The organism is Bacillus sp. S14(2024) (assembly GCF_050473785.1).
GTDB lineage: Bacteria > Bacillota > Bacilli > Bacillales > Bacillaceae_G > Bacillus_A > Bacillus_A yunxiaonensis.
Map to the genome: position 1 here is coordinate 1,110,585 of NZ_JBFLUP010000006.1, position 23,497 is coordinate 1,134,081.

General features: G+C 35.9%; 28 protein-coding genes, 1 pseudogene and 1 other annotated feature (1 of these 30 running past the window's edge). Of the genes and pseudogenes, 21 read left to right on the forward strand and 8 right to left on the reverse strand.

Annotation, left to right across the window (positions count from 1 at the left end):
* Positions 1–37 (reverse strand) — a binding site (T-box leader) (it extends 188 nt beyond the left edge of the window).
* A 199-nt stretch (positions 38–236) separates the two neighbouring features.
* Both AB1279_RS05895 and AB1279_RS05900 read left to right on the forward strand, forming a co-directional pair.
* Positions 237–2,309 (forward strand): peptidoglycan D,D-transpeptidase FtsI family protein, encoded by a 2,073-nt coding sequence (locus AB1279_RS05895; protein ID WP_429758148.1) that lies wholly within the window; start codon positions 237–239, stop codon positions 2,307–2,309.
* A gap of 64 nt (positions 2,310–2,373) precedes the next feature.
* A pseudogene (locus AB1279_RS05900) lies at positions 2,374–2,934 on the forward strand (translocation protein TolB); the annotation flags it as partial.
* Between the two features lie 32 nt (positions 2,935–2,966).
* Here the strand turns inward: AB1279_RS05900 and AB1279_RS05905 are convergent.
* Both AB1279_RS05905 and AB1279_RS05910 read right to left on the reverse strand, forming a co-directional pair.
* The gene (locus AB1279_RS05905) at positions 2,967–3,416 is read right to left on the reverse strand and encodes a hypothetical protein (RefSeq protein WP_429758149.1); all 450 of its coding nucleotides are present in this window, start codon (positions 3,414–3,416) and stop codon (positions 2,967–2,969) included.
* Complete coding sequence (locus AB1279_RS05910) at positions 3,388–3,885, reverse strand: N-acetyltransferase family protein (RefSeq protein ID WP_429758150.1); 498 nt, start codon at positions 3,883–3,885, stop codon at positions 3,388–3,390. The genes AB1279_RS05905 and AB1279_RS05910 overlap by 29 nt, the downstream gene beginning before the upstream one ends.
* 165 nt (positions 3,886–4,050) lie before the next feature.
* Here AB1279_RS05910 and AB1279_RS05915 point away from each other — a divergent pair, with 165 nt between their 5' ends.
* The 3 genes from AB1279_RS05915 (at position 4,051) to AB1279_RS05925 (ending at position 5,797) form a co-directional block, all read left to right on the forward strand.
* Entirely contained in the window at positions 4,051–4,272 is a 222-nt protein-coding gene (locus AB1279_RS05915) for a hypothetical protein (RefSeq protein ID WP_429758151.1), read from the forward strand.
* Positions 4,273–4,395: 123 nt separating this feature from the next.
* Entirely contained in the window at positions 4,396–4,971 is a 576-nt protein-coding gene (locus tag AB1279_RS05920) for a histidine phosphatase family protein (protein WP_429758152.1), read from the forward strand.
* Between the two features lie 325 nt (positions 4,972–5,296).
* Positions 5,297–5,797 carry a DoxX family protein gene (locus tag AB1279_RS05925; protein WP_429758153.1) on the forward strand — a complete coding sequence of 167 codons (501 nt, stop codon included), beginning with the start codon at positions 5,297–5,299 and terminating at the stop codon, positions 5,795–5,797.
* Between the two features lie 86 nt (positions 5,798–5,883).
* Here AB1279_RS05925 and AB1279_RS05930 read toward each other — a convergent pair whose 3' ends face one another.
* From AB1279_RS05930 to AB1279_RS05940, 3 genes are all read right to left on the reverse strand, one after another.
* Positions 5,884–6,330, reverse strand: a complete 447-nt coding sequence (locus AB1279_RS05930; protein ID WP_429758154.1) for a hypothetical protein — start codon at positions 6,328–6,330, stop codon at positions 5,884–5,886.
* 67 nt (positions 6,331–6,397) lie between these two features.
* Positions 6,398–7,276: an alpha/beta fold hydrolase gene (locus tag AB1279_RS05935; protein ID WP_429758155.1), complete on the reverse strand. Its 879-nt coding sequence runs from the start codon at positions 7,274–7,276 to the stop codon at positions 6,398–6,400.
* A gap of 15 nt (positions 7,277–7,291) precedes the next feature.
* Complete coding sequence (locus AB1279_RS05940) at positions 7,292–8,131, reverse strand: GNAT family N-acetyltransferase (RefSeq protein ID WP_429758156.1); 840 nt, start codon at positions 8,129–8,131, stop codon at positions 7,292–7,294.
* Positions 8,132–8,406: 275 nt separating this feature from the next.
* Between AB1279_RS05940 and AB1279_RS05945 the strand changes: the two genes are divergently transcribed.
* Together AB1279_RS05945 and AB1279_RS05950 are read left to right on the forward strand one after the other, a co-directional pair.
* Positions 8,407–9,792, forward strand: a complete 1,386-nt coding sequence (locus AB1279_RS05945) for an alkaline phosphatase (RefSeq protein WP_429758157.1) — start codon at positions 8,407–8,409, stop codon at positions 9,790–9,792.
* 63 nt (positions 9,793–9,855) lie between these two features.
* Positions 9,856–10,323 (forward strand): hypothetical protein, encoded by a 468-nt coding sequence (locus AB1279_RS05950; RefSeq protein WP_429758158.1) that lies wholly within the window; start codon positions 9,856–9,858, stop codon positions 10,321–10,323.
* Between the two features lie 60 nt (positions 10,324–10,383).
* On the opposite strand, the gene AB1279_RS05955 is transcribed toward AB1279_RS05950, so the two are convergent.
* Positions 10,384–11,034 (reverse strand): GTP pyrophosphokinase, encoded by a 651-nt coding sequence (locus AB1279_RS05955; RefSeq protein WP_429753802.1) that lies wholly within the window; start codon positions 11,032–11,034, stop codon positions 10,384–10,386.
* A 404-nt stretch (positions 11,035–11,438) separates the two neighbouring features.
* Here AB1279_RS05955 and rpmG point away from each other — a divergent pair, with 404 nt between their 5' ends.
* The 4 genes from rpmG to AB1279_RS05975 all read left to right on the forward strand — a co-directional run bounded on the left by rpmG (position 11,439) and on the right by AB1279_RS05975 (position 15,218).
* Complete coding sequence (gene rpmG, locus AB1279_RS05960; protein WP_001265619.1) at positions 11,439–11,588, forward strand: 50S ribosomal protein L33; 150 nt, start codon at positions 11,439–11,441, stop codon at positions 11,586–11,588.
* A 305-nt stretch (positions 11,589–11,893) separates the two neighbouring features.
* A complete protein-coding gene (locus AB1279_RS05965; protein WP_429758159.1) occupies positions 11,894–13,366 on the forward strand; it encodes a YcdB/YcdC domain-containing protein in 1,473 nt (490 codons plus the stop codon).
* 142 nt (positions 13,367–13,508) lie between these two features.
* Positions 13,509–14,222, forward strand: a complete 714-nt coding sequence (gene sigK, locus AB1279_RS05970) for an RNA polymerase sporulation sigma factor SigK (protein WP_230574839.1) — start codon at positions 13,509–13,511, stop codon at positions 14,220–14,222.
* Positions 14,223–14,438: 216 nt separating this feature from the next.
* Positions 14,439–15,218: a phosphatidylserine decarboxylase gene (locus AB1279_RS05975; RefSeq protein ID WP_336481729.1), complete on the forward strand. Its 780-nt coding sequence runs from the start codon at positions 14,439–14,441 to the stop codon at positions 15,216–15,218.
* A gap of 206 nt (positions 15,219–15,424) precedes the next feature.
* Here the strand turns inward: AB1279_RS05975 and AB1279_RS05980 are convergent, their stop codons facing one another.
* Positions 15,425–15,580, reverse strand: coding sequence for a sporulation histidine kinase inhibitor Sda (locus AB1279_RS05980; RefSeq protein WP_141524996.1), 156 nt, complete (start codon positions 15,578–15,580; stop codon positions 15,425–15,427).
* A gap of 516 nt (positions 15,581–16,096) precedes the next feature.
* Between AB1279_RS05980 and AB1279_RS05985 the strand changes: the two genes are divergently transcribed.
* The 8 genes from AB1279_RS05985 (at position 16,097) to AB1279_RS06020 (ending at position 21,202) form a co-directional block, all read left to right on the forward strand.
* Positions 16,097–16,609, forward strand: a complete 513-nt coding sequence (locus tag AB1279_RS05985; protein WP_429758160.1) for a YqeG family HAD IIIA-type phosphatase — start codon at positions 16,097–16,099, stop codon at positions 16,607–16,609.
* 3 nt (positions 16,610–16,612) lie between these two features.
* Positions 16,613–17,719, forward strand: a complete 1,107-nt coding sequence (yqeH, locus tag AB1279_RS05990) for a ribosome biogenesis GTPase YqeH (protein ID WP_429753806.1) — start codon at positions 16,613–16,615, stop codon at positions 17,717–17,719.
* Between the two features lie 14 nt (positions 17,720–17,733).
* The gene (gene aroE, locus AB1279_RS05995; protein WP_429758161.1) at positions 17,734–18,567 is read left to right on the forward strand and encodes a shikimate dehydrogenase; all 834 of its coding nucleotides are present in this window, start codon (positions 17,734–17,736) and stop codon (positions 18,565–18,567) included.
* 4 nt (positions 18,568–18,571) lie between these two features.
* Complete coding sequence (gene yhbY / locus AB1279_RS06000) at positions 18,572–18,871, forward strand: ribosome assembly RNA-binding protein YhbY (RefSeq protein ID WP_429753808.1); 300 nt, start codon at positions 18,572–18,574, stop codon at positions 18,869–18,871.
* A 103-nt stretch (positions 18,872–18,974) separates the two neighbouring features.
* On the forward strand, positions 18,975–19,544 hold the full coding sequence (locus AB1279_RS06005; protein WP_429758162.1) for a nicotinate-nucleotide adenylyltransferase: 570 nt from the start codon (positions 18,975–18,977) through the stop codon (positions 19,542–19,544).
* Positions 19,534–20,103 carry a bis(5'-nucleosyl)-tetraphosphatase (symmetrical) YqeK gene (gene yqeK / locus AB1279_RS06010; RefSeq protein WP_429758163.1) on the forward strand — a complete coding sequence of 190 codons (570 nt, stop codon included), beginning with the start codon at positions 19,534–19,536 and terminating at the stop codon, positions 20,101–20,103. The genes AB1279_RS06005 and yqeK overlap by 11 nt, the downstream gene beginning before the upstream one ends.
* On the forward strand, positions 20,100–20,456 hold the full coding sequence (gene rsfS, locus AB1279_RS06015; RefSeq protein WP_429758164.1) for a ribosome silencing factor: 357 nt from the start codon (positions 20,100–20,102) through the stop codon (positions 20,454–20,456). The genes yqeK and rsfS overlap by 4 nt, the downstream gene beginning before the upstream one ends.
* Positions 20,453–21,202, forward strand: a complete 750-nt coding sequence (locus AB1279_RS06020) for a class I SAM-dependent DNA methyltransferase (protein WP_429758165.1) — start codon at positions 20,453–20,455, stop codon at positions 21,200–21,202. The genes rsfS and AB1279_RS06020 overlap by 4 nt, the downstream gene beginning before the upstream one ends.
* Before the next feature lie 156 nt (positions 21,203–21,358).
* Here AB1279_RS06020 and comER read toward each other — a convergent pair whose 3' ends face one another.
* The gene (comER, locus tag AB1279_RS06025; RefSeq protein WP_429753813.1) at positions 21,359–22,183 is read right to left on the reverse strand and encodes a late competence protein ComER; all 825 of its coding nucleotides are present in this window, start codon (positions 22,181–22,183) and stop codon (positions 21,359–21,361) included.
* A 79-nt stretch (positions 22,184–22,262) separates the two neighbouring features.
* On the opposite strand from comER, the gene AB1279_RS06030 reads away from it, so the two are divergent.
* Together AB1279_RS06030 and AB1279_RS06035 are read left to right on the forward strand one after the other, a co-directional pair.
* Complete coding sequence (locus tag AB1279_RS06030; protein ID WP_429758166.1) at positions 22,263–22,862, forward strand: helix-hairpin-helix domain-containing protein; 600 nt, start codon at positions 22,263–22,265, stop codon at positions 22,860–22,862.
* A 64-nt stretch (positions 22,863–22,926) separates the two neighbouring features.
* Positions 22,927–23,484, forward strand: coding sequence for a ComE operon protein 2 (locus tag AB1279_RS06035; protein ID WP_429758167.1), 558 nt, complete (start codon positions 22,927–22,929; stop codon positions 23,482–23,484).
* The last annotated feature ends 13 nt before the right edge of the window (positions 23,485–23,497 follow it).

Consider the following 23,497-nt stretch of genomic DNA (forward strand, 5'->3'; position numbering starts at 1 on the left):
GATATAACTACTACTATGATTCCTTCAATGCCTATATGTTTCGTTCAAATAAACTATGTTTTGTATTGTAAAACTACCACTTCGAAATTGTCAACAATAATTATAGTGGAAATATACAAAAAATAAAATTTGAAAATTATTATTTTCTAGAATTGTAAAAAAATGTTGTTTGGGAAACTTTTCTATTTTATTATATTATATGGATGTTCTTGTCGTAAAAGAAAAGGGTGAGAGGGATGGCGAAGAAGGAAAAGAAAAATTATACGAATCTTAGACTGAATCTTCTGTTTTTTGCGGTGTTTATAGCGTTTTCAACACTTATTTTTCGTTTAGGTTTTTTACAGATTATTAAGGGGGAGAGCTATAAGCAAGAAGTGGCGAGGGTAGAAAATGTAACGACAAATGTTTCTGTGCCACGGGGAAAAATATATGATCGTTATCATCGTGTTATTGTAGAAAATAAGCCGCTGCGAACAATTAGTTATACGAGGTCTAAAAGTTCCAAAAAGGAAGATCGTTTAGAAGTTGCAAGGAAATTAGCGAAGTTAATTGAAATGCCAATAGATAAAGTTACAGAGCGTGATAAAAAGGATTTTTGGATAGAGTTGAATCCAAAGCAGGCCGAAAAGAAAATAACAAAAGAAGATTTACAATTACTAAAAGACAAAAAAATTAGTGATAAAGATCTTTATAAGAGACAGTTAGAACGTATTACGGAAGAAGAGCTAGCAAAGTTTACTCCCGAAGACATTGAGGTTTTGGCGATTAAGCGTCAAATGGAAGGTGGACATGTTTTAACTCCTCAAACAATAAAAAATCAAGGGGTGACTGATCAAGAATATGCAATTGTAAGCGAAAGGTTAGCGGAACTTCCCGGAGTAGATATTACAAGTGATTGGGATCGCAGCTATCCATATGAAAATATGTTTCGAACGGTACTTGGCAGTGTTACAAATAGTAATGAAGGGTTACCGAAAGAGAGACTGGATTATTACCTTGCCCGAGGATATAACCGGACGGATCGAGTAGGAAAAAGCTATATTGAGCAAGTACATGAAGATGTCCTTCAGGGTAAAAAATCGCAAGTGAAAAACGTGACAGATGAAAACGGTGCTATCATGGAAACGATATATCTTTCTAAAGGTGAACGTGGCAAAGATTTGTCTTTAACAATTGATATGGAATTGCAAAAGCAAGTAGAAAAAATTATAGAAGAAGAATTACAGGTTGCGAAGCGAAATGGGGAACGTCTCATTGACCGAGCGTTTGTCGTTATGATGAATCCGAAGAATGGTGAGATTTTGTCTATGGCAGGAAAACAGTTTATCGAAAATGAGGAGCAAATACAAGACTTTGCACTTGGAACGATGACGAGCTCTTATCCAATGGGGTCTGTTGTAAAAGGGGCAACATTATTTACGGGGTATCAAGAAGGGGTCATTCAACCTGGTACGTCATTGTTAGATGAGGAGATTTTAATTTATAAAACACCAGTTAAAAAGTCGTATAAAGTATTTGGGAACATTACGGATTTACAAGCATTACAAGTATCGTCCAATGCGTATATGTTTAAAACAGCAATGAAAATTGCAGGGACTGATTATAAAGCAAATATGAAGTTGAATGTAAAAGAAGAGGCATTTCGCAAGATGAGAAGTTCATTTGGTCAGTTTGGGCTTGGTGTTCCAACTGGTATTGATTTACCGAATGAAGCAAGTGGTTTAAAAGGGCTTGCTGATAAACCAGGTTTTTTATTAGACCTTGCGATTGGTCAGTATGATACATATACGCCTCTGCAATTAGCACAGTATGTTTCTACGATTGCAAACGGAGGATATCGATTAAAGCCACAATATGTGAAAGAAATTCGTAAACCAACAACGAAGGAAGGAGAAATAGGTGCTGTTGTTCAATCTAATGTACCAGTCGTATTAAACAGCATTGGTATGAAAGATAGCTCTTATCTCAAGCAAATACAAAAAGGATTTCGTATGGTAGTGGAAGCGCCTCCGGGAACAGGATATTCGAATTTTGGACAAGACAATCCCTATATGCCAGCAGCAAAGACAGGAACAGCCGAAATTTACTATGATGGTCCTGATAAGGAACTGCGAAAATCTGGTTCAGATGGAAAAAGTCCCAAATGCTACAACTTAACGTTTGTTGGGTATGCACCGTACGACAATCCAGAAATTGCATTTTCTGTTGTTGTACCATGGGTTGTGAATGATACAGAAAATCCGGTGAATAAAAAGATTGGAAAGCGCATTTTAGAAGCATATTTTGAATCGCAGAAAGTGAAAAAGTAAGAAAGAAGGCATAGAGTGTGCCTTCTTTTTATTTTTAGCAACGCCAACAGCTTCTTGATTGATGAATAGGTTATGTATAATTGGAGCGGATGGAAGCAAGTTTGAAGCAGTTGATCGTATGCTGATTCAACCAAAATGGTTCTAATAGTCACCTTCAAAAAATATTCTTGTATACATAGAAGGAGAAGGACGCTTTACCGTCGAAAATAAACATTTAAAATTAAAAGAACTTGCTTTTCAGCAAGCTACTTTTACTCCAAAAGGTTATGTTGATTGGGATTTTGATTGGGAAAATAATACTTTTATTACAATTTCTAGAGCAATAGAAACGGAATGGTCCAATGATCCGCAGCAACGTCCGCAGCCTTCACTATATCAAATCAATGTTGCGAATGCACAGCAGCATCAAATTACAACCCCGCCAAAAGGGTATGGAGATTATTATCCGTACTATATAAAACACACAAATCAACTTTTATGGATACGCTCTAATCGAAAGCAAGCTGATATGTGGATTGCAAATGCAGACGGTTCACAAGCGAGAAAATGGATTCAAAATATAGACGAAGCCGTAAATTGTTATGAGAAACGAGATTGGGAGCATGTTGTATCCGTAAAAGAATAAAAATATGCGTGCCCTGATTTCAGAGACGCATATTAAAAGAGTGTATAGTTTGTCATAGATTTTTCGGCATTTATGCAGCGTTTTATCCACTGCGTTTCATATTGTGAATGAGGTAAAATCCGGTGCTGTAAATGGCCAATATGAAAAATCTTTTCTGATAGACACCACTCTACACATAATTTATATAAGTCATAATGTAATGGATCGTCATCCCAATACACAGGAATCTCTTTTATATTCGCTTGCCAATATAAATATGCACGGGTGTGACCATCTGTAAAAATAATTTTATCGTCTAATTGTTTAATGGGTAATGGTTCATGTAAAGCAAATGCAGATGGTGAAAAAGTCTGCTGCAATCTCATCATTTTGTCATTGCTTAGAAACAATTGACTTGGCTGCACTTTAAATATATCGATAAAAAAAGAGTTTATTTTGGATTCCCTAAGTCTTTTATAAGATTTTTGCCATATAATATTCATTCCTTGGCTGTCCATCAACAATCACACCATACGCTGCTTCACCTTCAATAACAAAACCTATCTTTTTATATAACGCAATGGCTCTTTCGTTATGAGACATGACTGTTAATTCTAGACGCAGTAATTGTTGTTTGCGTGCCCATTGTTCAATTTCATGAAGTAATTGTTTGCCGATTCCTTGACCTGCATATTGCTGGAGCAACCCAATTGCTAAATATGCAGCGTGTTGCTTTCGCTTTACTGCTCCGCCGCGAGCTATTATATAACCAACAAGTTGCTCATCTTTCTCTGCCACTAGAAGTGTTGAATTATGCGGAGAGAGAAGTGCTTGAATCATAGATTTTTGTTTCTCTATTGTAAAATCTCGCTCATTAGGTTCAAACAACATAAAATTTGTTTCTTGATCAATTGTTTGACATAGCTTTAAAAACGGAGCTGCATCTGCTTCGGTAATTTCACGGATCATCATAATCACCTATTTCTATTTTTGTATAACATATGATATTCGTTATGTAGATGCTGAACTCCTGTAAGGAAAGGGTTATATTACTTTGTTTCCCCCTTAAATTTAAATATATGTGGATCCTCTCTTTTACATAAAGAGAGGATTTTTTTGTAAAGAAGAGAAGCTTCTATGATTGAGGGTTTGTTTATTGTCGTTATTTTCAGGGGTATGATTTTAGAGGAGGAAACTATGGATAGTGTAGATATTTACAATCATGTGAAACAACTAATTCAAAAATATAATGGGATAGACACAGATATTGAAATGCATAATTTGAAAATGAACAAAAATGGTTTTAATAACAATATAGCTATGTTTCATCTTACATTGCTTAAAAGTGAAGAAAGTTGAGGATTACTTGAATGCTAAAGGATTTTCAACATTAAATGTCTAGATGCTGTTAGATTGACCTTTATTTAATATGAACAATTGCACGTTGATGCGAAAAAAAAGAGAAAAGAAAGGAATTCTAATATGAAACTTATTTTTGTCAGACATGGAGAAGGAGAGCATACAACAAATCTGCCGGATAGTTTACGGACGAATCATCCATATCTCACAAATAAGGGAAGAGAACAGGCATTATTACTGCAAGGAAATTTACCTCTACGTGAGAGTGATGTATTGATTGCAAGTCCAACGGTACGAACAATACAGACAGCTGCGTTATGGAGCGGACAAGTTGCTTGTATGAAAGTGGTTCATCCGTGTATTTCACCTCGCATTTTTCCATATCGAGAAGGAGCAAGAACGTTGCCTTGTGACAAAATGTTAAATCAAAAGAACATTCAGCAGTTATTCCCCCAATTTTTATTAGCAGAAAAACACAATGAAGAGTTATGGAGTAATGGGATCAATACGATTTCAGAGCCTGAATTTTGCACAGCTGCCTATAGTTTCATAGAATGGTGTAAAACGTTACAAGTTTCACGCGTAATGATCGTTTCTCATGATGGAACGATTACAGCATATAGGCAATATGTAATGAAACGAGTACTAACGAGGGAAGACTTTTTAGAGGAAACAGGGATGTATGAAATTCAATTATAGTAGAAAAGGGATTAAAATGAAGTTCAACTAACGATAAGTAGGAGTTTACTCATCTAAAAAGATAAAAGTACGTTTTTTTATAAAATTTGACATTGAGAAAATAAATTCTTTGTAAATAGTAATGAAAATCATTATCGTTTGTGTTATTATATGTTCAAGTTTTTATTTGCAAATAAAAGTGGTTATATAACGTACGTTTGAAGTATTTTGTGCAAATTGATAAAAAGCATTCATAATGAATGAAACGAAAGAATGAAACGAAAACCGGTTACGAATGTTGTTGTAGTCATGTAATTTATTGAATTACAAAAATCAGGAGGAATGTATGGTTATTCAGTTTTTAAGAGAGAACAAAGCAGTTTCCTTTTTACTAGCAGCGGTGCGTATTTATATTGGATATACGTGGCTTATGGCAGGGGTGAAAAAACTAACAGGTGGCGGATTTGACGCAACAGGTTTTTTAAAAGGAGCAATTGAACAAGCATCAGGAGCTCATCCAACAGTGCAATCATGGTGGGCATCCTTTTTAAAAGAAGTAGCAATTCCAAATGTAGAGCTATTTAATTTTTTAGTTACATGGGGAGAAATTTTAGTTGGAATAGGGTTAATTGTTGGGTGTTTAACGAAAACAGCTGTATTTTTTGGTCTTGTAATGAACTTTTCCTATATGTTTAGTGGTTCAACTGGCGTGAATCCACAATTAGTAATCTTGTCTATGTTGATTTTAGTTTCAGGTTATAATGCTGGCAAATTTGGTGTAGATGGACTTATCTTATCAAAAATTTCCAATAAAAAATCACTTAATTATAAAAAACAAGCCGCTTAGCGTATAGAGTGAAACTTCCATCAGTGGGGGGGTTACTGCTCGCGAATAGCGGGATAAAAGGGGTATCTCATCATGAGATACCCCTTTTAACGAATTTGAGGTGATTTTGCTATAAATAAACTAAGCATGAGCATCGTAATTGCTGATAGAAAGAAAATCGGGATTCCTAAAAAGGCCGCACCGAAACAAGATTCATCATTTTGGAGGCTCATAAAATAGCCGAAAAAAATAAGATTGGGAATCACGCCAATTACACCGATAATAAACATATTCCAACTCGGTTTGTGTGTAACATATTGGCGATACTTCTTTAATAATCGGATCCATAATATAAAGTAACCAATCCCTGACAAAAGTAAGAAGAGTATCATAATCGGACCAAATAGAAGAGTAAAACTACTTTTTACTTCAATGGAGCTAAATATCCAACCAAGTCCAATTAATAGAGCGCCTGATCCAAGCATATAGCATAAGTTATAAATGCTTAAATACAATCCATTTTTATATGAATTATTTTTATCAGGTCTGAGCAATATATCTCCTCCTTTTTCCCTGATTGTATTATAATTTCCCTTTGATTAGGAATTTTTTTGTAAAAAATTATGACTTAGTAGGATACTTCTTGAAAAACTCATCAACATACTGCATAAACTCTTTCGGTTGTTGACGAAACGGTGCATGTTCGCCTTCCTCGATAATATGAAATGTACTATTTTTTAAGAATTGATGATACGTTTCACCATTTTTCCAAGAAACGCTTTTATCATTTCTTCCCCAAATAATTAATGTTGGCACTTTGATTTCATCAGCATTGATGCGTAAACGGCGCGGCCTCATTTTACTTAATTCTGTATAATGCTCCGTATCTTCACGTGTATACTTTACTTCATTCTTACGATATTCTTTCGGAGTAGAGACAGTACTCAAATCAGTTGATAAATTTGGTTTTGGAGATCCTTTCCCGTGTTGCAAAGATTCAGCCCCTGTTGCATCCGCTAAAATAAGGTGGCTTACTGCATTCGGATATAAGTATGTTAAGTTTAAAGAAATTTCTCCGCCCATTGAGTGTCCTAGTATGGCGAATGTATCATATCCTAATTTTTTCATTAATTTATAATATAAGTTTGCTTGATTTGGAAATGAATAGTGAAAACCCATCGGTTTAGAAGAATGACCGAAACCTAAAATGTCGACAGCGATAATGGTATGGTTTTTTGCTAAATCGGGATAAATATCGCTAAAGCCATTTGATGAACCTCCAAAGCCATGAAGCATAAGTAAAGGTGGTTTATTTTTACCAATTTGTTTGAAGTAAATGGTTTGTCCATCAATTTCAATCATTTTTTCATCTGTCTTCAGTTTTGTTGTAACTGTTTCTTTTACTTGTGTTGCTTTTTTTGTTTGCTTCTCAATTGTGCTGCAGCTTGTTAGTGTTGTCAGAGCAAAGCAACTAATAATATAAAGTTTCCAGCGCTTCAAAATGGTTTCTCCTTTCTAACAGAGTGCTGCGTCCATCATAGCAAAGATAGAATCACGTTTACCAGGAAGGTGTTTTCCGTTTTTTATCATGAGCGGAGAAACGAGTGTTACTTGAAATCCATACGATTGTAGTTTATTTCTAAAGGTTGTTTGTGAATGAGGAATGTCGATACGAACAACTCCATCCCATTGATTACATATGGATAGTAGTAAATGCATGGCATTCTCTTCATTGTTAGCGATAAGGGGAGTAACACATAAGATATCTCCTTTTTGTATACATAGCGCAAAAGCCTCTAGTCTATCGTTTTTTTCTATTTTTAATGCAAGATATGCTCTATTTAAAAGTATTGAATACAGCTCGGGACGATAAGCGCCGCTTGCTATGTAATCGAGTTGAGTGAGTGTATTAAGATCCTGACTTGTGATTTGACTAGTAGAAAAGGAGTTGTTTTTTGTAGCTGTGCGATTTCGTTCTAGTCGATGAATAGAAGTAATTGTGTTAAACCCATATGTATGATATAACGGCGTACCAGCATCTGTTGCAATGAGAGTAAAAGGTTGCAATTGCGAAGCGTTTTTTATACTAACGTCTAGCAAAGAGCGTGCTAATCCTCTTCGTTGAAAATCTGGATGAACAATAAGCATACCAATAGAAGTAAATCCTGTTTTATATGGAAAAACAGCGATACAAGAGATAAGCTTACCTTCGTTATCATGGCCAAACAAGGTACCGATAGAAAAGAAGGTTTCAAATTGTTCTTTCATAGATGAAACGTTATGTAACCAACCTACTGCATCGCAAAGAGATAGAAGTTGTGAGATATCAGAGGTACTTAGTGTTTTTATTTGCATATATTACACTCCTCGTGTTTCTTTAGTAGATACATTTTATCATGGAAAATCAAAATATTACGTCTTATTGTGCGTTAAGGAAAGAGAGAGGGTTTACAAACATGCTGAATTTAGAAGGATCATATACGTCGATAAGTAAAACGACAAAGAAATACAGCTTGCAACAATATTACCTTAAATTAACAAAATGTTTACATATTTCCAATTCTCTCTTAACAGTTTTCTAGTACATTTGGTAGTAGGGATAGAATTAAGAATTTAGGGGGACTTATAAGATGAAAAGATTTATGAAGAAAGCTTGGCCGTTTGCGGTTGTTTCGTCGTTAGCACTTACTTCAATTGTAACGTGGAATGTTACGCGTTCAGATGTTATTAAAGCAGATGAAAAAGAAGACAATGCAAAGATTAAAAATGTGATTGTCTTAATCGGAGATGGTATGGGCCCTTCTTATATGACAGCGCATCGTTATATGAAGGATAACCCAAAAACATTTGAAATGGAGCAAACTGAATTTGATAAGCATCTCGTAGGAACACAGGTTACATATCCAGAAGATGAGCATCAAAATATTACAGACTCAGCTTCTGCAGCAACTGCAATGTCAGCAGGGGTTAAAACATATAATGCAGCCATAGCAGTGGACAATGATAAATCAAAGGTAAAAACAGTATTAGAGCAAGCAAAAGAACGCGGAAAATCTACAGGTTTAGTTGCAACTTCGGAGATTACACATGCAACGCCAGCTGCGTTTGGAGCACATAACATTGATCGGAAAAATATGGATCAAATTGCTGATGACTATTTTAACGAGAAAATTAATGGGAAACATAAAGTTGACGTTCTCCTTGGGGGAGGATTAAAGAACTTTGATCGAAAAGATCGCAAACTTACAGAAGAATTTAAAAAAGATGGTTATAGTCTTGTAACGGATCGTCAGCAATTATTAAATGATAAAAATGACCAAATTCTTGGATTATTTGCGCCAGGTGGTCTTGATAAAATGATCGACCGCAATTACAGCACACCTTCTTTAGAAGACATGACAAATGCAGCGATTAATCGCTTAAATAAAAACAAAAATGGTTTCTTCTTAATGGTAGAAGGCAGCCAAATTGACTGGGCTGGTCATGATAATGACGTTGTTGCAGCGATGAGTGAAATGGAAGACTTTGAAAGAGCGTTTAAAGCGGCAATTGAATTTGCGAAAAAGGATAAGCACACGTTAGTAGTGGCAACGGCTGATCATTCTACTGGTGGTCTGTCTCTTGGAGCAAACGGAGTATATAATTTTGATGTGAGTCCAATTAAAGCAGCAAAACGTACACCTGACTTTATGGCAGCTGAAATCGCTAAAGGTGCAAACGTTGAAGAAACATTGAAAAAGTATATTGATTTACAATTAACACCTGAAGAAATTAAATCTGTGAATGATGCTGCAACGTCAAAAGATGTAACAACGATTGATAATGCAATTGAAGCGATCTTTAATACACGCTCTTACACAGGTTGGACAACTGGTGGTCATACTGGTGAAGATGTTGGTGTATATGCATTTGGACCAGGAAAATACTTATTTGCTGGCGTTCAAGAAAATACAAACTTAGCAAAACGAGTGTTTGATATTATTGGGGGCGGCGATCCAAATAAAGGTAGACGCTAATATGAAGAAAAAGCGGGGCTTCTTTGCCTTGCTTTTTTCTTTTTAATTTTGGAGGATAGATATATGAAACGATTTTTAAAGAGATTAGGGATTTTAGGAATAATAAGTTTTCAATTATGTGGATGTAGCTCACAAGAAAAAGTGCAAAAAGACACAACGGAAAAGGAAGAAACAATTCGTAAAGAAGGGGAAAATAAGCCTATACCAAAGGAAGAAGAGCAAGCGATTAGAAAGTTAATAGATTCCTATATTCAAACAATAAATGAGAAAAACTTTGAGGGGCATATGGCACTTTTTTCAACGAAGTCATTAGGACTAGAAGATACAAAAGCACAAAAAGAAGCAGAATTTAAAAATAAGAATAAAAAAATTGAACTGTTGGATTTTAGTGTAAGAAATTTTGAAGGAGAGTATGCTGTGGTAGAAACGAAAGAGAAAGAAGAGTCTGCTGAAAAGAAAGTTCGTTACACCGTAGCAAAAGAAGATAGTGTATGGAAGATAGAAGAAGTACGTTTGATTGAAAAAGGATAAGGTGAAACTTCCATCAGTGGGGCGGGATAAAAAGAAGTTCTCTTGCATAGAGAACTTCTTTTACACAGGTAATAAAATGCGCTCTGAACATGATTCAATTTCATCAATATCTTGACGGATGGAGGCCATCTTATTGTCAAGTTCTTCAGCTTTCATAGCAGCATCATGTAATTCCTGCTTTAAATATTCAGGGATATTTCCTTCATATTTATAATACATTTTATGTTCTAAACTTGCCCAGAAATCCATTGCTAACGTACGTAATTGAATCTCTGCAAAAACGTTTTGTGTTCCTGCATTTAATACTAATGGATACTTAATAATCATATGGAGACTTTTATAGCCATTTGGTTTTGGCGTTGCAATATAATCTTTAACTTCTATGATTTCCATATCTGTTCGTTTTTCTATCAAATTTTTCAAATAGTAAATATCTTCCACAAAACAACATGTAATTCGAATACCGATAATATCGAATAAATGTTGTTGGGCATTTTCGACAGTTGGAGCTATGTTTTTTCGTTCTAACTTTTTAATAATACTTTTTGGTTGTTTTAATCGTGTTTTTATATGTTCAAACGGGTTGTAGTCTTCTAGAAACTGAGCTTCCCGGTTCATAATTTCAAATTTTGTTTTCAGTTCTTCAAGAGCAAATGTATAAGGTAATACAAATGCTTTCCAATAATCAACTGTTGTTTGGTTAAATTCCATTATATACACACCTTTTTCTTATTTGGAAAGTAAGGTTGCTTAAACTAAATACCAAATCATATAAGCAAACGCCGCCACAGATGAAATCATAAAGCGATAGCGTGTTTTCATTACATGTTCCTCCTTCCCCACATAGTGTTTATTGTATGATATAACTATGTACATTTTCTATACTAATTGATTGATGTGAATTCCGTATGAACAAATTGTTTCAGTTTTTTGTCTTTTTTATACCGCTTACAAAACATCTTAAGTTCGAGGTATTTTGCTTTCTTTTGGAAATACGTTAAATTAAGAAGTTTTTTTATTATAGAATTGACAAAGTGAATGGCAAAGTTTATGATATAAATCGTAATGATTACGTTTTGTGTTCGCGAAATCAATTTACTAGGAGGTATAAACTTATGCGTGTAAATATTACGTTAGCTTGTACAGAGTGCGGTGATCGCAATTATATTACAAAGAAAAATAAACGAAACAATCCAGAGCGTATTGAACTAAAAAAATATTGTCCGCGATTAAAGCGAGTAACATTGCATCGTGAAACGAAGTAAACGACTAGAAATTCTAGTCGTTTTTTGTTGCTAATGAAGAAAATCAAGGAGAGAAATGGGTGATGAAATTCCTCTTTGTATCGTCATTTATGGTTTTATTCTTTCATTTACATTCTCCTTAGTTGGCCCGGAAAAATAGTTTTGTGGGGTTCCGGTATAGTGCTAATAGTGATTACGATATTTTTTGTACGGGGATTTTTTTGGAGTCAGCCATAACTTCATAAATTATGAATAATCCAATTTATACAAAATAAAGATAATTTTGTGTGATATGATATAGACGTATTTTTTACCATAGGGGGAATATGATGAATCAAGTAGATAGGAAGAGAGTGCAACAGGTAGCTCATATTGTTGAAATTCCACATGATTATACACTTGTTGTTGATGATGAAAAAGTAAATGAAGATGTTCATTTATTATGGTGGGAGAAACAGGGGAATCCTGAAGAATACATTCAAGCCTGTTTACGAAAAGAAACAGGAGAGTTAATGGAATTATCCATACATAAAGAGTGCGTCCCAAAGCGGCTAAGTGTAAGTGAAGAGCAAGGAAAAAGCATTGCGGATGCATTTTTGCAGCAGCATGCCCCGCATACATATAAAGAATGTACAATTATTTATATAAATGAAAGAAAAAAGAGTATAGTGTTTGAATATAGGCAGGAAGTAAATGGCTATTCGTTGCCTCGAACAGGTTTTGTAGTCGAAGTTGATGTAGATGGGAATGTTATTAAATTTAGAAACGAGGGCATAAAGGAAAAGCCAATGTGGCCGAGTTCTATTGTAGAGAAAGAAAGTGTGACAAGGCAATTGAAGCAAAGGCAGAGTATGGAGCCTGTCTTTACACAACTTTCGAATTCGTTGTTTGAATGGGAGGATGGCGAAATAGAAGAAGGCTATTACCTTGTATATGAACCAATTCCTGCACATGCTTTTATTGAGGTACATACTGGAGAAGACTTGCATGATCGTAGTCATTATGTGATTGAAACAAGAGAATTGCCAGCTTTAAGTGAGGAGCCACAACTAGAAGCAAATATTGAACGTTTATTTCATATTGATAAAAAGGTCATGAAGAAAGTACACGAAGAAGAGAGAGAAACAGAGAAGATAATTATTTTGGCAAAGTTACCAGATAAACAAGAGAGCGCTGAAGAATATGACAAATCTTTCGATGCGTACTGGAAGAAACACTTTCATATGTTCCAGTATGAAACGTCAATTACTGTGAAAATGGATAAAGAAACAAATGAGTTGCTTGGATATTATGAACGAGGAAACCACCAGGGAAAACCTGTATTAACCCGTGAACAATGTTTTGAAAAAGCGCTGCAATTTTTAGGAAAGGTATTTCCAAATTACGAACAACATCTTCGCGTTTGGAGCAATCAAGATGATCCGGATGAAGAAGATCCAGGACACTTTAATTTTTATGTATATGTAAATGGTGTTCGGATAGAAGGTGAGTTGGTGCGCGTCATTGTGGATGGAGAAACTGGCGACATAAGAACATATAGTGGTACGTCGCAAAGTCTTATTCAAAAGCTGCTCACTTATGACAAGGAAGTGAAAGTGAGTGAAGAACAAGCGTTAGAGCAGTATTGTCAATCGCTTCGTGCAGAATTAAGGTGGTTTGAAGACGTTGAGCAAGAGCCTCCTCAATATCAACTTGTTTATAGACAAACAACGGCAGAATATAATGGAGATTATAGCGATAGACGAGAAATTCGCTATATAGATGCGAGTACGGGAAAAGCGATTTGGTGGAAAGTTTGAAATGATTTCATATAGAAAGTGAATAGACAAAACAAACTATTAAGGAATGTTTTTCGTTTTGTCCATAAAGCTGTACAGACACAAACAATCACCTGCCCACATACACATAGTAAAGACCACTATTTTTGCGGGGGTGAAGAGGTTGAGTCTGTTCGCCGCAATTGGATATATGATTCGTGAGGTTTTTATTTTCGTATCGTATGTCAAAAATAATGCATTTCCACAGCCGTTGTCGCCTGATGAGGAGAGAAAGTACTTGGAGCTTATGGAGCAAGGAGATGCACACGCAAGAAATCTCCTCATCGAACATAATTTACGCCTTGTGGCACATATTGTGAAGAAATTTGAAAATACAGGAGAAGATGCGGAAGACTTAATTTCCATCGGTACGATTGGTTTAATTAAGGCGATTGAAAGCTATTCGCAAGGAAAAGGAACAAAATTGGCAACGTATGCAGCTCGCTGTATTGAAAATGAAATTCTAATGCACTTACGCGTATTAAAGAAAACGAAAAAAGATGTTTCTCTTCATGATCCAATTGGGCAGGATAAGGAAGGGAATGAAATTTCTTTAATAGATATTTTAAAATCAGAATCAGAAGATGTGATTGATACCATTCAACTGAGTATGGAGCTTGAGAAAATTAAAGAGTATATCGACATATTAGATGAACGGGAAAAAGAAGTAATTGTAAACCGATTTGGTCTTGGTATGGAGAAAGAGAAAACGCAGCGAGAGATTGCGAAAGCACTTGGTATATCGCGGAGCTATGTATCGCGTATTGAGAAGAGGGCATTAATGAAAATGTTTCATGAATTTGTTCGTGCAGAGAAAGAGAAGAAGGGGAAATCTTGAAGATGGAAAATGCCTGATTTTATTCAAAAGCAGGCATTTTTCTTTTTCGGTAAAATGAAACTCCTTTGATAAATCTATGTTCACGGTTGAAAATGATGGGTTCTATCTGTAATATTAAAAGGTGCTAATAATTTATGATATAGAAACAAAAATAGGAAAAACTACATGTAATAGTCTTATTACAAAAGAATATATCATAGTAGGGGGTTTCGCAGTTTGCGACGTACGTTATATCGATTATTGATTGAACTTACAAATGGTCGTTTTACGTCCTATGTATTGCGTAAATTTGCGCAGTCGCGTTTAAGCTCGATTATTATTCCGTCTTATGCAAAAGTATTTCACATTAGACAAGATGAGATGGAGAAGGATTTAAAAGAGTACGGAACGCTTCATGAATTATTTACGCGTAAATTAAAAAAGGGAAAACGATCGATTGATACAGAAGTATCTAGCATTGTGAGTCCGGTTGATGGTGTTTTTGCAGATCATGGTCCTATTGATCAAGCGAAAATGTTTGAGATTAAAGGAAAACAATATTCTATTGTAGATATGCTTGGTACGGAAGAAAGAGCAGCGCGCTACGCAGGTGGTACATACATGGTTATTTATTTAAGTCCAAGCCATTATCACCGTATTCATAGCCCGCTCTCAGGTACAGTGACAGAACGTTTTGTACTTGGAAGGAAATCATATCCTGTTAATGCAGCAGGTATGAAATATGGAAAAGATACGTTATCCAAAAACTATCGCTCTGTAACTGAAATAGAGAGTGAAGGAGAGCGGTTGGCTCTTGTTAAAGTAGGTGCAATGTTTGTTAATAGTATTGAACTGCTGCATGAGAGAGAAGTTGTTCAAAAAGGTGAAGAGATGGCTTACTTTACATTTGGCTCTACAGTCGTTTTATTATTTGAAAAAGATATGATTGAAGTAGTTCAATCATTAACTAGTGGACAAGAGGTTCGTGTTGGTGAAAAAGTCGCAACTCGGTTATAAAAGAAGCAGCTTTTATATAGCTTGTTTCACTTTATAATAAAAGAGCCGTCTTCTAGATGGCTCTTTTTACAGGTGAAGCAGTATTTGTCCCGCACTGAATGGGCAGTAAATTTCTAACCTTAATATACAGGGCTTATTAAGGTGATCTGGTCAACTAATCATAAGCGGGTAAAAGGTCACTTATAGAAGTTTCACTGTATATGTACTCAAGACGATTTCAAAAGCTTGTCCTCTAGTGAGCGTCTAATGATTTCTTGTTTAATAAGTAAAATGAAGTCGGGATTTAATTTTAATTCTTTTGCTTTATAATAAGACTCAGTGAGTAATTCGGTAGATAACTTTTCCATATGTTTTGCCGTCAAGGCGATCCACCTCCTGCGAAAAAGGTAAATTTGTCACATTTAATGTACCAAAAATTGTCTTATGCCACAATCTGTTGGTTATCCACATGTTACCGTGGATAAAATGTGTAATAATTGTTGGTAATTTCGGAATTAACTGAAACTTAAGTGTGGAAATTGTGTACAAGTTTATCCACAGGTGCGTAATCGAAAAATGCTGTCGAAAAATTTTGTCCAAGTTTAACGGACAGTAGCCGTTAGATGATCTATTCTGCTACTAGCGGGCATTAGTAGTGGAAGTTTCGTGAAGAATAACTGTCTGTAAGAGCCTGATAAGTTCAACTAACCATTTTGAGAGAAAATCACTTTCAAAATGGAAGTTGAACTTTACCCCGCTCTAACAGGCAGTAGTGATAGAAGTTTCATGACGAGTAACTGCCTGTAAGAGCCCGATAAGTTCAACTAACCATTTTCAGAGAAAATCACTCTCAAAATGGAAGTTGAACTTTACAAAACTCCTCAAAGAGGTGAAAGAGATTGAGTTTATTTTTACCAAATGAATATGTAAAAAACGTGTATCATATTCAACCTGAAGAATTGAAAAACCGAGGTATAAAAGGGATTATTACTGATTTAGATAATACCTTGATTGAATGGGATCGTCCGAATGCGACACCGCAATTGGAAGAATGGTTTACAAAAATGAAAGAACATGGCATTCAAGTGACAGTTGTTTCGAATAATAACGAACAGCGTGTAAAAGATTTTGCTGATCCACTTGGTATTCCGTTTATTCATAGTGCACGTAAGCCGCTTGTTCGTGCTTTTAAACGAGCGATAACGAAAATGAATTTGCGTGCGGAGGAAGTAGTTGTAATTGGAGATCAATTATTAACAGATGTGCTTGGCGGTAACCGTGTTGGGCTATACACAATTTTAGTTGTTCCAGTTGCACAAACGGATGGGTTTATGACTCGTTTTAATCGAAAAATTGAGCGTAGAATTATGCGTAATATGAAGAAAAAAGGTTTAATTAATTGGGAGGAATAAAGCTTGACTGAGACGTTTAAATGTATTGGATGCGGTGTTGCAATTCAAACAGAAAATAAAAGTGAAGTTGGTTATGCACCAGCTTCTTCGTTAGAGAAAGAACATATCATTTGTCAGCGTTGTTTTCGCTTAAAGCATTACAATGAAATTCAAGATGTGTCGTTAACAGATGATGATTTTTTACGCATTTTAAATGGAATTGGACAATCTGATGCATTAGTTGTTAAGATTGTTGATATTTTTGATTTTAATGGAAGCTGGCTGCCTGGTTTACACCGCTTTGTTGGAAATAATAAAGTACTTCTTGTCGGTAACAAAGCGGACTTAATTCCGAAATCTGTAAAACCAGAAAAGCTAACACATTGGATGCGCTATAGTGCAAAACAACTCGGCTTAAAGCCGGAAGATGTTTTCTTAATTAGTGCAGCAAAAGGTCAAGGTATTGATGAACTTGCAAGCGCAATTGAACAATATCGTGATGGAAAAGATGTTTATGTTGTTGGATGTACAAACGTTGGGAAATCAACGTTTATTAACCGTATTATTAAAGAGTTTAGTGAGGAAACGGAAAATGTGATTACGACATCACATTTCCCGGGGACAACGTTGGATTTAATCGATATTCCATTAGATGAAAATTCATCTTTATATGATACACCAGGTATTATTAATCATCATCAAATGGCGCATTATGTTGGAAAGCAAAGCTTAAAAATGATTACTCCAACAAAAGAAATTAAGCCGATGGTATTTCAACTCAATGAAGAACAAACGTTATTCTTTGGTGGATTAGCACGATTTGATTATATAAGCGGCGGTCGTCGTTCGTTTACTTGCCATTTATCCAATCGTCTTACAATTCATCGCACGAAGCTTGAAAAAGCAGATGCATTGTATGAAAAGCATGCTGGAGAATTATTAAATCCACCAACACCAGAAGAACTTGAGAACATGCCAGAGCTTGTAAAATATGAGTTTACAATTCATGAACCGAAAACCGATGTTGTATTTTCGGGTTTAGGATGGGTAACAGTGAATGAAGCTGGCGCAAAAATTGCAGCGCATGTACCAAAAGGAGTTAGTGTTTCATTACGTAAATCTTTAATATAAAGTGGTGAGGACTTGTGAAACAATTATATGGCGTAATTGGGAATCCAATTGGACATTCCTTATCACCGCTCATGCATAATGATGCATTTACACATTTAGAGATCGATGCACATTATCATGCTTTTCTTGTTCAAGAGAGCGAATTAGGTGAAGCGGTGAAAGGATTAAAGGCACTTGGGGTTGTTGGGTTTAATGTGACAACTCCGCATAAAGTTTCTATTATGCAGCATTTAGACGAAATTGATCCGTTGGCAGAGAAAATCGGTGCGGTAAATACAGTGCTTCATAAAGAAGGAAAACTAATTGGGTATAATACAGATGGAGTTGGGTATGTTCGTTCATTGCAATCTATTAGTAAAGAGCCAATAACGAACAAACGTATTTTACTGCTCGGCGCTGGCGGAGCGTGTCGTGCGATTTATTATTCACTTGCAGATGCTGGTGTGAAAGAGATTGACATTGCGAATCGAACGGTAGAAAAGGCAGAACAGCTTATTGCTGACTGTGAAAGTGAAGTCGTGTCCTTAGCGCTTTCAATAGAAGAAGCAATAGACAAACAAGCACTGTACGATATTATTATCCATACAACGACAGTAGGTATGCACCCGCATGTAGAAGATACACCACTATGCATTCGAGATTTGAAAAAAGGAAGCATTGTGTCTGATATTATTTATAATCCGTTTGAAACGAAGTTGCTGCAAGATGCGAAGGTGCATGGAGCAATTGTGCAAAATGGCATTGATATGTTTGTATTTCAAGGGGCGCTTGCATTTGAAATTTGGACAGGACGCTTACCGGATATAGAGCGAATGAAACAAATAGTAATGAAAAAGCTTGGAGGCTAAATACATGTTAACAGGAAAACAAAAACGATTTTTACGTGCTGAGGCACATCACTTAACACCAATTTTTCAGGTTGGTAAAGGTGGAGTAAATGAAAATATGGTAAAGCAAATTGCAGAAGCGCTAGAAGTGCGTGAGCTAATGAAAATTAGTGTACTGCAAAACTGTGAATTTGACCGTCATGAAGTAGCAGAAGAGCTTGCAGAAGGTGCAAAAGCAGAGCTTGTACAGGTAATCGGAAGCACAATCGTCTTATATAAAGAATCAAAAGAAAATAAACGTATTGTGTTACCAAAAACAAAGTAACGATTTCTAAAAGTTAGTTGAACCAATCGAGTTCGTATAGGTATCTCACTTTTTCATGAATGAGAGCTATCACCTATAAGGACAAGGTAAAGGGGCGTTTTCTTTGAAGAGAATCGGGATTATTGGCGGGACATTTGACCCGCCTCATAATGGACATCTGTTAATTGCAAATGAAGTGTATGATGCATTGCAACTTGATGAGGTTTGGTTTCTGCCAAATCAAATCCCCCCTCATAAACGAGATAAGGAAGTCACAAGTGTACGTAATCGTTTAGAAATGATTCATTTAGCAATTGAGCAAGACATGCATTTCTCTATTTGTTTAGCGGAACTGGAACGAGAAGGTCCGTCTTACACTTATGACACTATGTTACAATTGACAAAGGACCATCCAGACGTTCAATTTTATTTTATTATTGGTGGAGATATGGTGGAATACTTACCAAAATGGTATAACATCGATGAGTTGTTAAAGCTCGTTACGTTTGTCGGTGTTGCTCGTCCTGGTTATACACTTTCTACGCCTTATGATATTGTAACGGTAGAAATTCCGGAATTTGCTGTCTCTTCTTCGCTTCTGCGCGAACGTTTTACAAAGAAGAAGACATGCAAATATTTGCTTCCTAAAGGAGTACAGGAATACATTGAGGGGAATGGGCTATATGGATCGTAAACGAGCACTTGAAATTGTGAAACAACAAATGCATGAAAAGCGTTATATTCATACAATTGGTGTTATGGAAACGGCTATCGAACTCGCAAAGCAATATGGTGTTGACGAGAAAAAGGCCGAGATGACAGCGATTTTTCATGATTATGCAAAATGTAGACCGATTTCAGAAATGGAAGAAATTATAAAACGAGAAAATTTACCAAAAGACTTGTTGTATTATAATAAAGAATTATGGCATGCACCAGTTGGGGCATATTTAGTAGAAAAAGAAGTCGGTATTACAGATACTGACATATTACAAGCTATTACGTATCATACGAGTGGACATGAACAAATGACGATGCTTGATAAAGTGATTTACGTGGCGGATTATATTGAACCTGGCCGTAAGTTTCCTGGCGTTGAAGAAGCGAGAAAGCTGGCACGAGAAGATATTAATCAAGCGTTATTATATGCTTTAAAGCATACAATACAATTTTTAATGGAAAAAAACCAAACGATCTATCCATTAACATTCCAAACGTATAATGCAGTCATTAAGGAGGACTTTACGAAATGAAAGATCGAGAATTATTAGTATTGGCAGCACGAGCAGCTGACGATAAAAGAGCAGAAGATATTGTTATTTTAAATATGCAAGGGATTTCACCGCTTGCGGATTATTTTGTAATCTGCCATGGTAACTCTGATAAACAAGTGCAAGCAATCGCTCGCGAGATTAAAGAACAGGCACATGAAGTGCAAATTGATGTAAAGCGCATGGAAGGTTTTGAAGAAGCGCGTTGGGTGTTAGTTGACCTTGGGGATGTTGTTGTACACGTATTCCATAAAGATGAGCGTGATTACTATAATTTAGAACGTCTTTGGGGCGATGTACCACGTGAAGATATCACAGAAGAGTTAGGTCAATGAGATACGAACAATTTGCATTATTGTATGATGAGTTAATGAATGATGTCCCATATGAAAAATGGGTAGAATTTACGGAACAAAGCTTAGAGCAAATTGGTAAAACAGATGCGAAAATTCTGGATGTGGCTTGCGGAACGGGCAATGTCACATTGCCTCTTGTGAAAAAGGGATATGATGTAACGGGAGTAGACCTATCAGAAGAAATGTTAACAATCGCTCAGCAAAAGTTATGTGAAGAAGGTCATTTTATTCCTTTTTATCAACAAGATATGCGCGAGTTGGATGTTCCAGGTGAGTTTGACTGCGTCACGATTTTTTGTGATTCGTTAAATTATGTGTTGCAAGAAGACGGCATTCAAGAAACATTTCGACGTGTGTATCATCATTTATATCAAGATGGTTTATTTTTATTTGATGTTCACTCTCTTTATAAAATTCATCATGTATTTCAAAATGAAACGTATACAGTCAATGAAGAAGAAATTTCTCTCATCTGGAACTGCTTCCCAGGTGAAGAAACAAACAGTGTCGAGCATGATTTAACATTTTTTGTACGAGACGAAGAAGAGGATGTGTATCATCGATTTGATGAGTTGCATATGCAGCGTACATATCCTGTTGAAGTACTAACGAAATGGCTTGAAGAAGCTGGTTTTACCGTTCTTCGCGTAACGGGAGACTTCGAAAGAACTGAAGTAACAGAACAAACAGAGCGTGTCTTCTTTGTCGCTAAAAAGAATGCATAGTAAAAAAGCAACCGTATGAATGGTTGCTTTTTTACTTATAAAGTGAAACTTCCATCAGTGGGGGGCTTACTACCCGCGAATAGCGTGATAAAGGTAGACAGCAAAAAAATAAAGTATTTATGAAGGAATATAGTAGTTTTTGTCGTAAGAGATATATTAATGCTTTTTAAATTGTTGTTCCACATGCTCAACATCCTCTTCATACTTCTCATGTGTTCGTTTTAACATCTTGTTAAACATATCTCCAACATGTTCTTCTAAAACGCGAATCCCTTCTCCTGTTATACCACCTTTTACACACACTTTCTCCTGCAAAGTCGGCAAGGTGAAAATTTGTTTTTCTAACAGTTTTCCCATCCCGATAATCATTTCGCTCGTTAAAATAGTAGCCTCTTCACGCGTAATGTTTGTTTCTTCTACAGAAGCATCAATAAAGCGCTGTAACAAATAGCTGAAAAATGCAGGGCCGCAGCTTACGATATCGGATGCCACTCTTGTAATATTTTCTTCAATAGTAATAGGTTTAGATATTTTTTGAAACAAGTTTAATACATGCGTTTGCCATTCTTCTGAGCAGTTTTTTCCGAATGTACATAGGGAGACACCAGCTAATGCGCGATTTGTAATACTCGGGATAATACGAGCAACATGGCAGGATACGATTGTTTCTAATTGTACGGTAGATATGGGGCTTGTAATCGAAACTAGGCATTTGTCATTTGTAAGAATAGGAGCATGATTTGTCAAAATAGGATATATATCTAATGGTTTTACGCAAATAAAAATCAGCTCAGAGCGTTCAATTACTTCTTGAATTGTTTTTGCTATATGAATAGAAGGATACTTCTCTTTTATATGATATGCTTTTGCGAAAGTACGATTAATGATAGTAAGACACGAAGGTTTGACAGCCCGGGCTTCGATACATGCATCAATGAGTATATTCCCCATATTCCCTGTTCCTATTATTCCTATGTTCAATGTTTCATCCCCTCCTTCGTAACATCTTTCTCCTAAACAATATGAAGTTTATTTTGAATTTATGAATTAGAGGTGCAAAATGATGATGAATTTGCCTAGAAAGTGGCTCGTTTTATTTGCGGCAATTGGTGTTGTCGGTATTTTATTTGTATGGCAAACAAAAAATGGGCAAGAACAGCCCGCAGTGAAAGTGGAAGCGAATTCTAAGGTGGAAGAAAGGAAAGAGAAAACAAAAGTAACAGATTCTAAACCGCAATCAAAAGCGACTATCGTTGATGTTAAAGGAGCTGTACATCATGAAGGGGTGTATGAATTACAAAGCGGAGCGCGGGTGAAAGATGCTGTTGAAAAAGCAGGAGGATTTTTGCCAGAAGCAGATGTGACGAAGGTAAACTTGGCTCAGATTGTACAAGATCAAATGATGATTTATGTGCCAAAAAAAGGAGAACAAACAGTTTCTGTAAATGGATCATCCTTGCAAGAAGGAAAAATACAAATTAATACAGCAACAAAGGAACAACTTGAAAAAATATCCGGAATTGGTCCTAGGAAAGCGGAAAATATTATGAAATATCGTGAGCAGCATGGACCGTTTCAAAAAGTAGAAGATTTATTAGAAGTTGATGGGATTGGAGAAAAGTCGCTAGAAAAAATAAAAGATGAAATAATTGTTCCATAAATGATTGACGACTTTTTTCTTCTTTCGCTACACTAGTAAGAAGATTAAAAAGTAGGTGAAGATAATGGAACGAGTTTCTTGGGATCAATATTTTATGACACAAAGTCATTTGTTATCACTGCGCAGTACGTGTACAAGGCTTGCAGTTGGAGCGACAATTGTACGGGATAAACGCATTATTGCTGGTGGTTATAATGGCTCGATTGCCGGCGGTGTGCATTGTATAGATGAAGGGTGTTATGTGATTGATAATCATTGTGTGCGCACAATTCATGCGGAAATGAATGCACTACTGCAATGTGCGAAATTTGGTGCGAAAACAGATGGAGCGGAAATTTATGTTACGCATTTTCCGTGTTTACATTGCTGTAAAGCAATTATTCAAAGTGGTATTACAGCAGTGTACTATGCGCAAGATTATAAAAATCATCCGTATGCACTTGAGTTATTTGAGCAAGCAAATGTTAGAGTAAAACATGTTCCTCTTGCATTTGACGTAACAACATTAGAAGAACAACAGAAAATGCAGGAGCTAAAACAGGTTTTGTCTTCGTTAGAAACAGATGAAATGACATTAGAACAGTTGCAACAAGTATTATTGCAGGCAAAAAATATGGTATAAACCGTGAGGTGAG

Bases quoted from the DNA above. Each gene is read 5' to 3' on its own strand.
- AB1279_RS05905 (WP_429758149.1), bottom strand. From the start codon at position 3,416: ATGAATATTATATGGCAAAAATCTTATAAAAGACTTAGGGAATCCAAA.
- AB1279_RS05955 (WP_429753802.1), bottom strand. From the start codon at position 11,034: ATGGAATTTAACCAAACAACAGTTGATTATTGGAAAGCATTTGTATTA.
- AB1279_RS05925 (WP_429758153.1), top strand. From the start codon at position 5,297: ATGGTTATTCAGTTTTTAAGAGAGAACAAAGCAGTTTCCTTTTTACTA.
- AB1279_RS05940 (WP_429758156.1), bottom strand. From the start codon at position 8,131: ATGCAAATAAAAACACTAAGTACCTCTGATATCTCACAACTTCTATCT.
- AB1279_RS06035 (WP_429758167.1), top strand. From the start codon at position 22,927: ATGGAACGAGTTTCTTGGGATCAATATTTTATGACACAAAGTCATTTG.
- AB1279_RS06030 (WP_429758166.1), top strand. From the start codon at position 22,263: ATGATGATGAATTTGCCTAGAAAGTGGCTCGTTTTATTTGCGGCAATT.
- yhbY (WP_429753808.1), top strand. From the start codon at position 18,572: ATGTTAACAGGAAAACAAAAACGATTTTTACGTGCTGAGGCACATCAC.
- AB1279_RS05920 (WP_429758152.1), top strand. From the start codon at position 4,396: ATGAAACTTATTTTTGTCAGACATGGAGAAGGAGAGCATACAACAAAT.
- AB1279_RS06020 (WP_429758165.1), top strand. From the start codon at position 20,453: ATGAGATACGAACAATTTGCATTATTGTATGATGAGTTAATGAATGAT.
- rpmG (WP_001265619.1), top strand. From the start codon at position 11,439: ATGCGTGTAAATATTACGTTAGCTTGTACAGAGTGCGGTGATCGCAAT.
- AB1279_RS05915 (WP_429758151.1), top strand. From the start codon at position 4,051: ATGATTGAGGGTTTGTTTATTGTCGTTATTTTCAGGGGTATGATTTTA.
- AB1279_RS05945 (WP_429758157.1), top strand. From the start codon at position 8,407: ATGAAAAGATTTATGAAGAAAGCTTGGCCGTTTGCGGTTGTTTCGTCG.
- AB1279_RS05895 (WP_429758148.1), top strand. From the start codon at position 237: ATGGCGAAGAAGGAAAAGAAAAATTATACGAATCTTAGACTGAATCTT.
- AB1279_RS05910 (WP_429758150.1), bottom strand. From the start codon at position 3,885: ATGATGATCCGTGAAATTACCGAAGCAGATGCAGCTCCGTTTTTAAAG.
- yqeK (WP_429758163.1), top strand. From the start codon at position 19,534: ATGGATCGTAAACGAGCACTTGAAATTGTGAAACAACAAATGCATGAA.
- AB1279_RS05965 (WP_429758159.1), top strand. From the start codon at position 11,894: ATGATGAATCAAGTAGATAGGAAGAGAGTGCAACAGGTAGCTCATATT.
- rsfS (WP_429758164.1), top strand. From the start codon at position 20,100: ATGAAAGATCGAGAATTATTAGTATTGGCAGCACGAGCAGCTGACGAT.
- AB1279_RS05950 (WP_429758158.1), top strand. From the start codon at position 9,856: ATGAAACGATTTTTAAAGAGATTAGGGATTTTAGGAATAATAAGTTTT.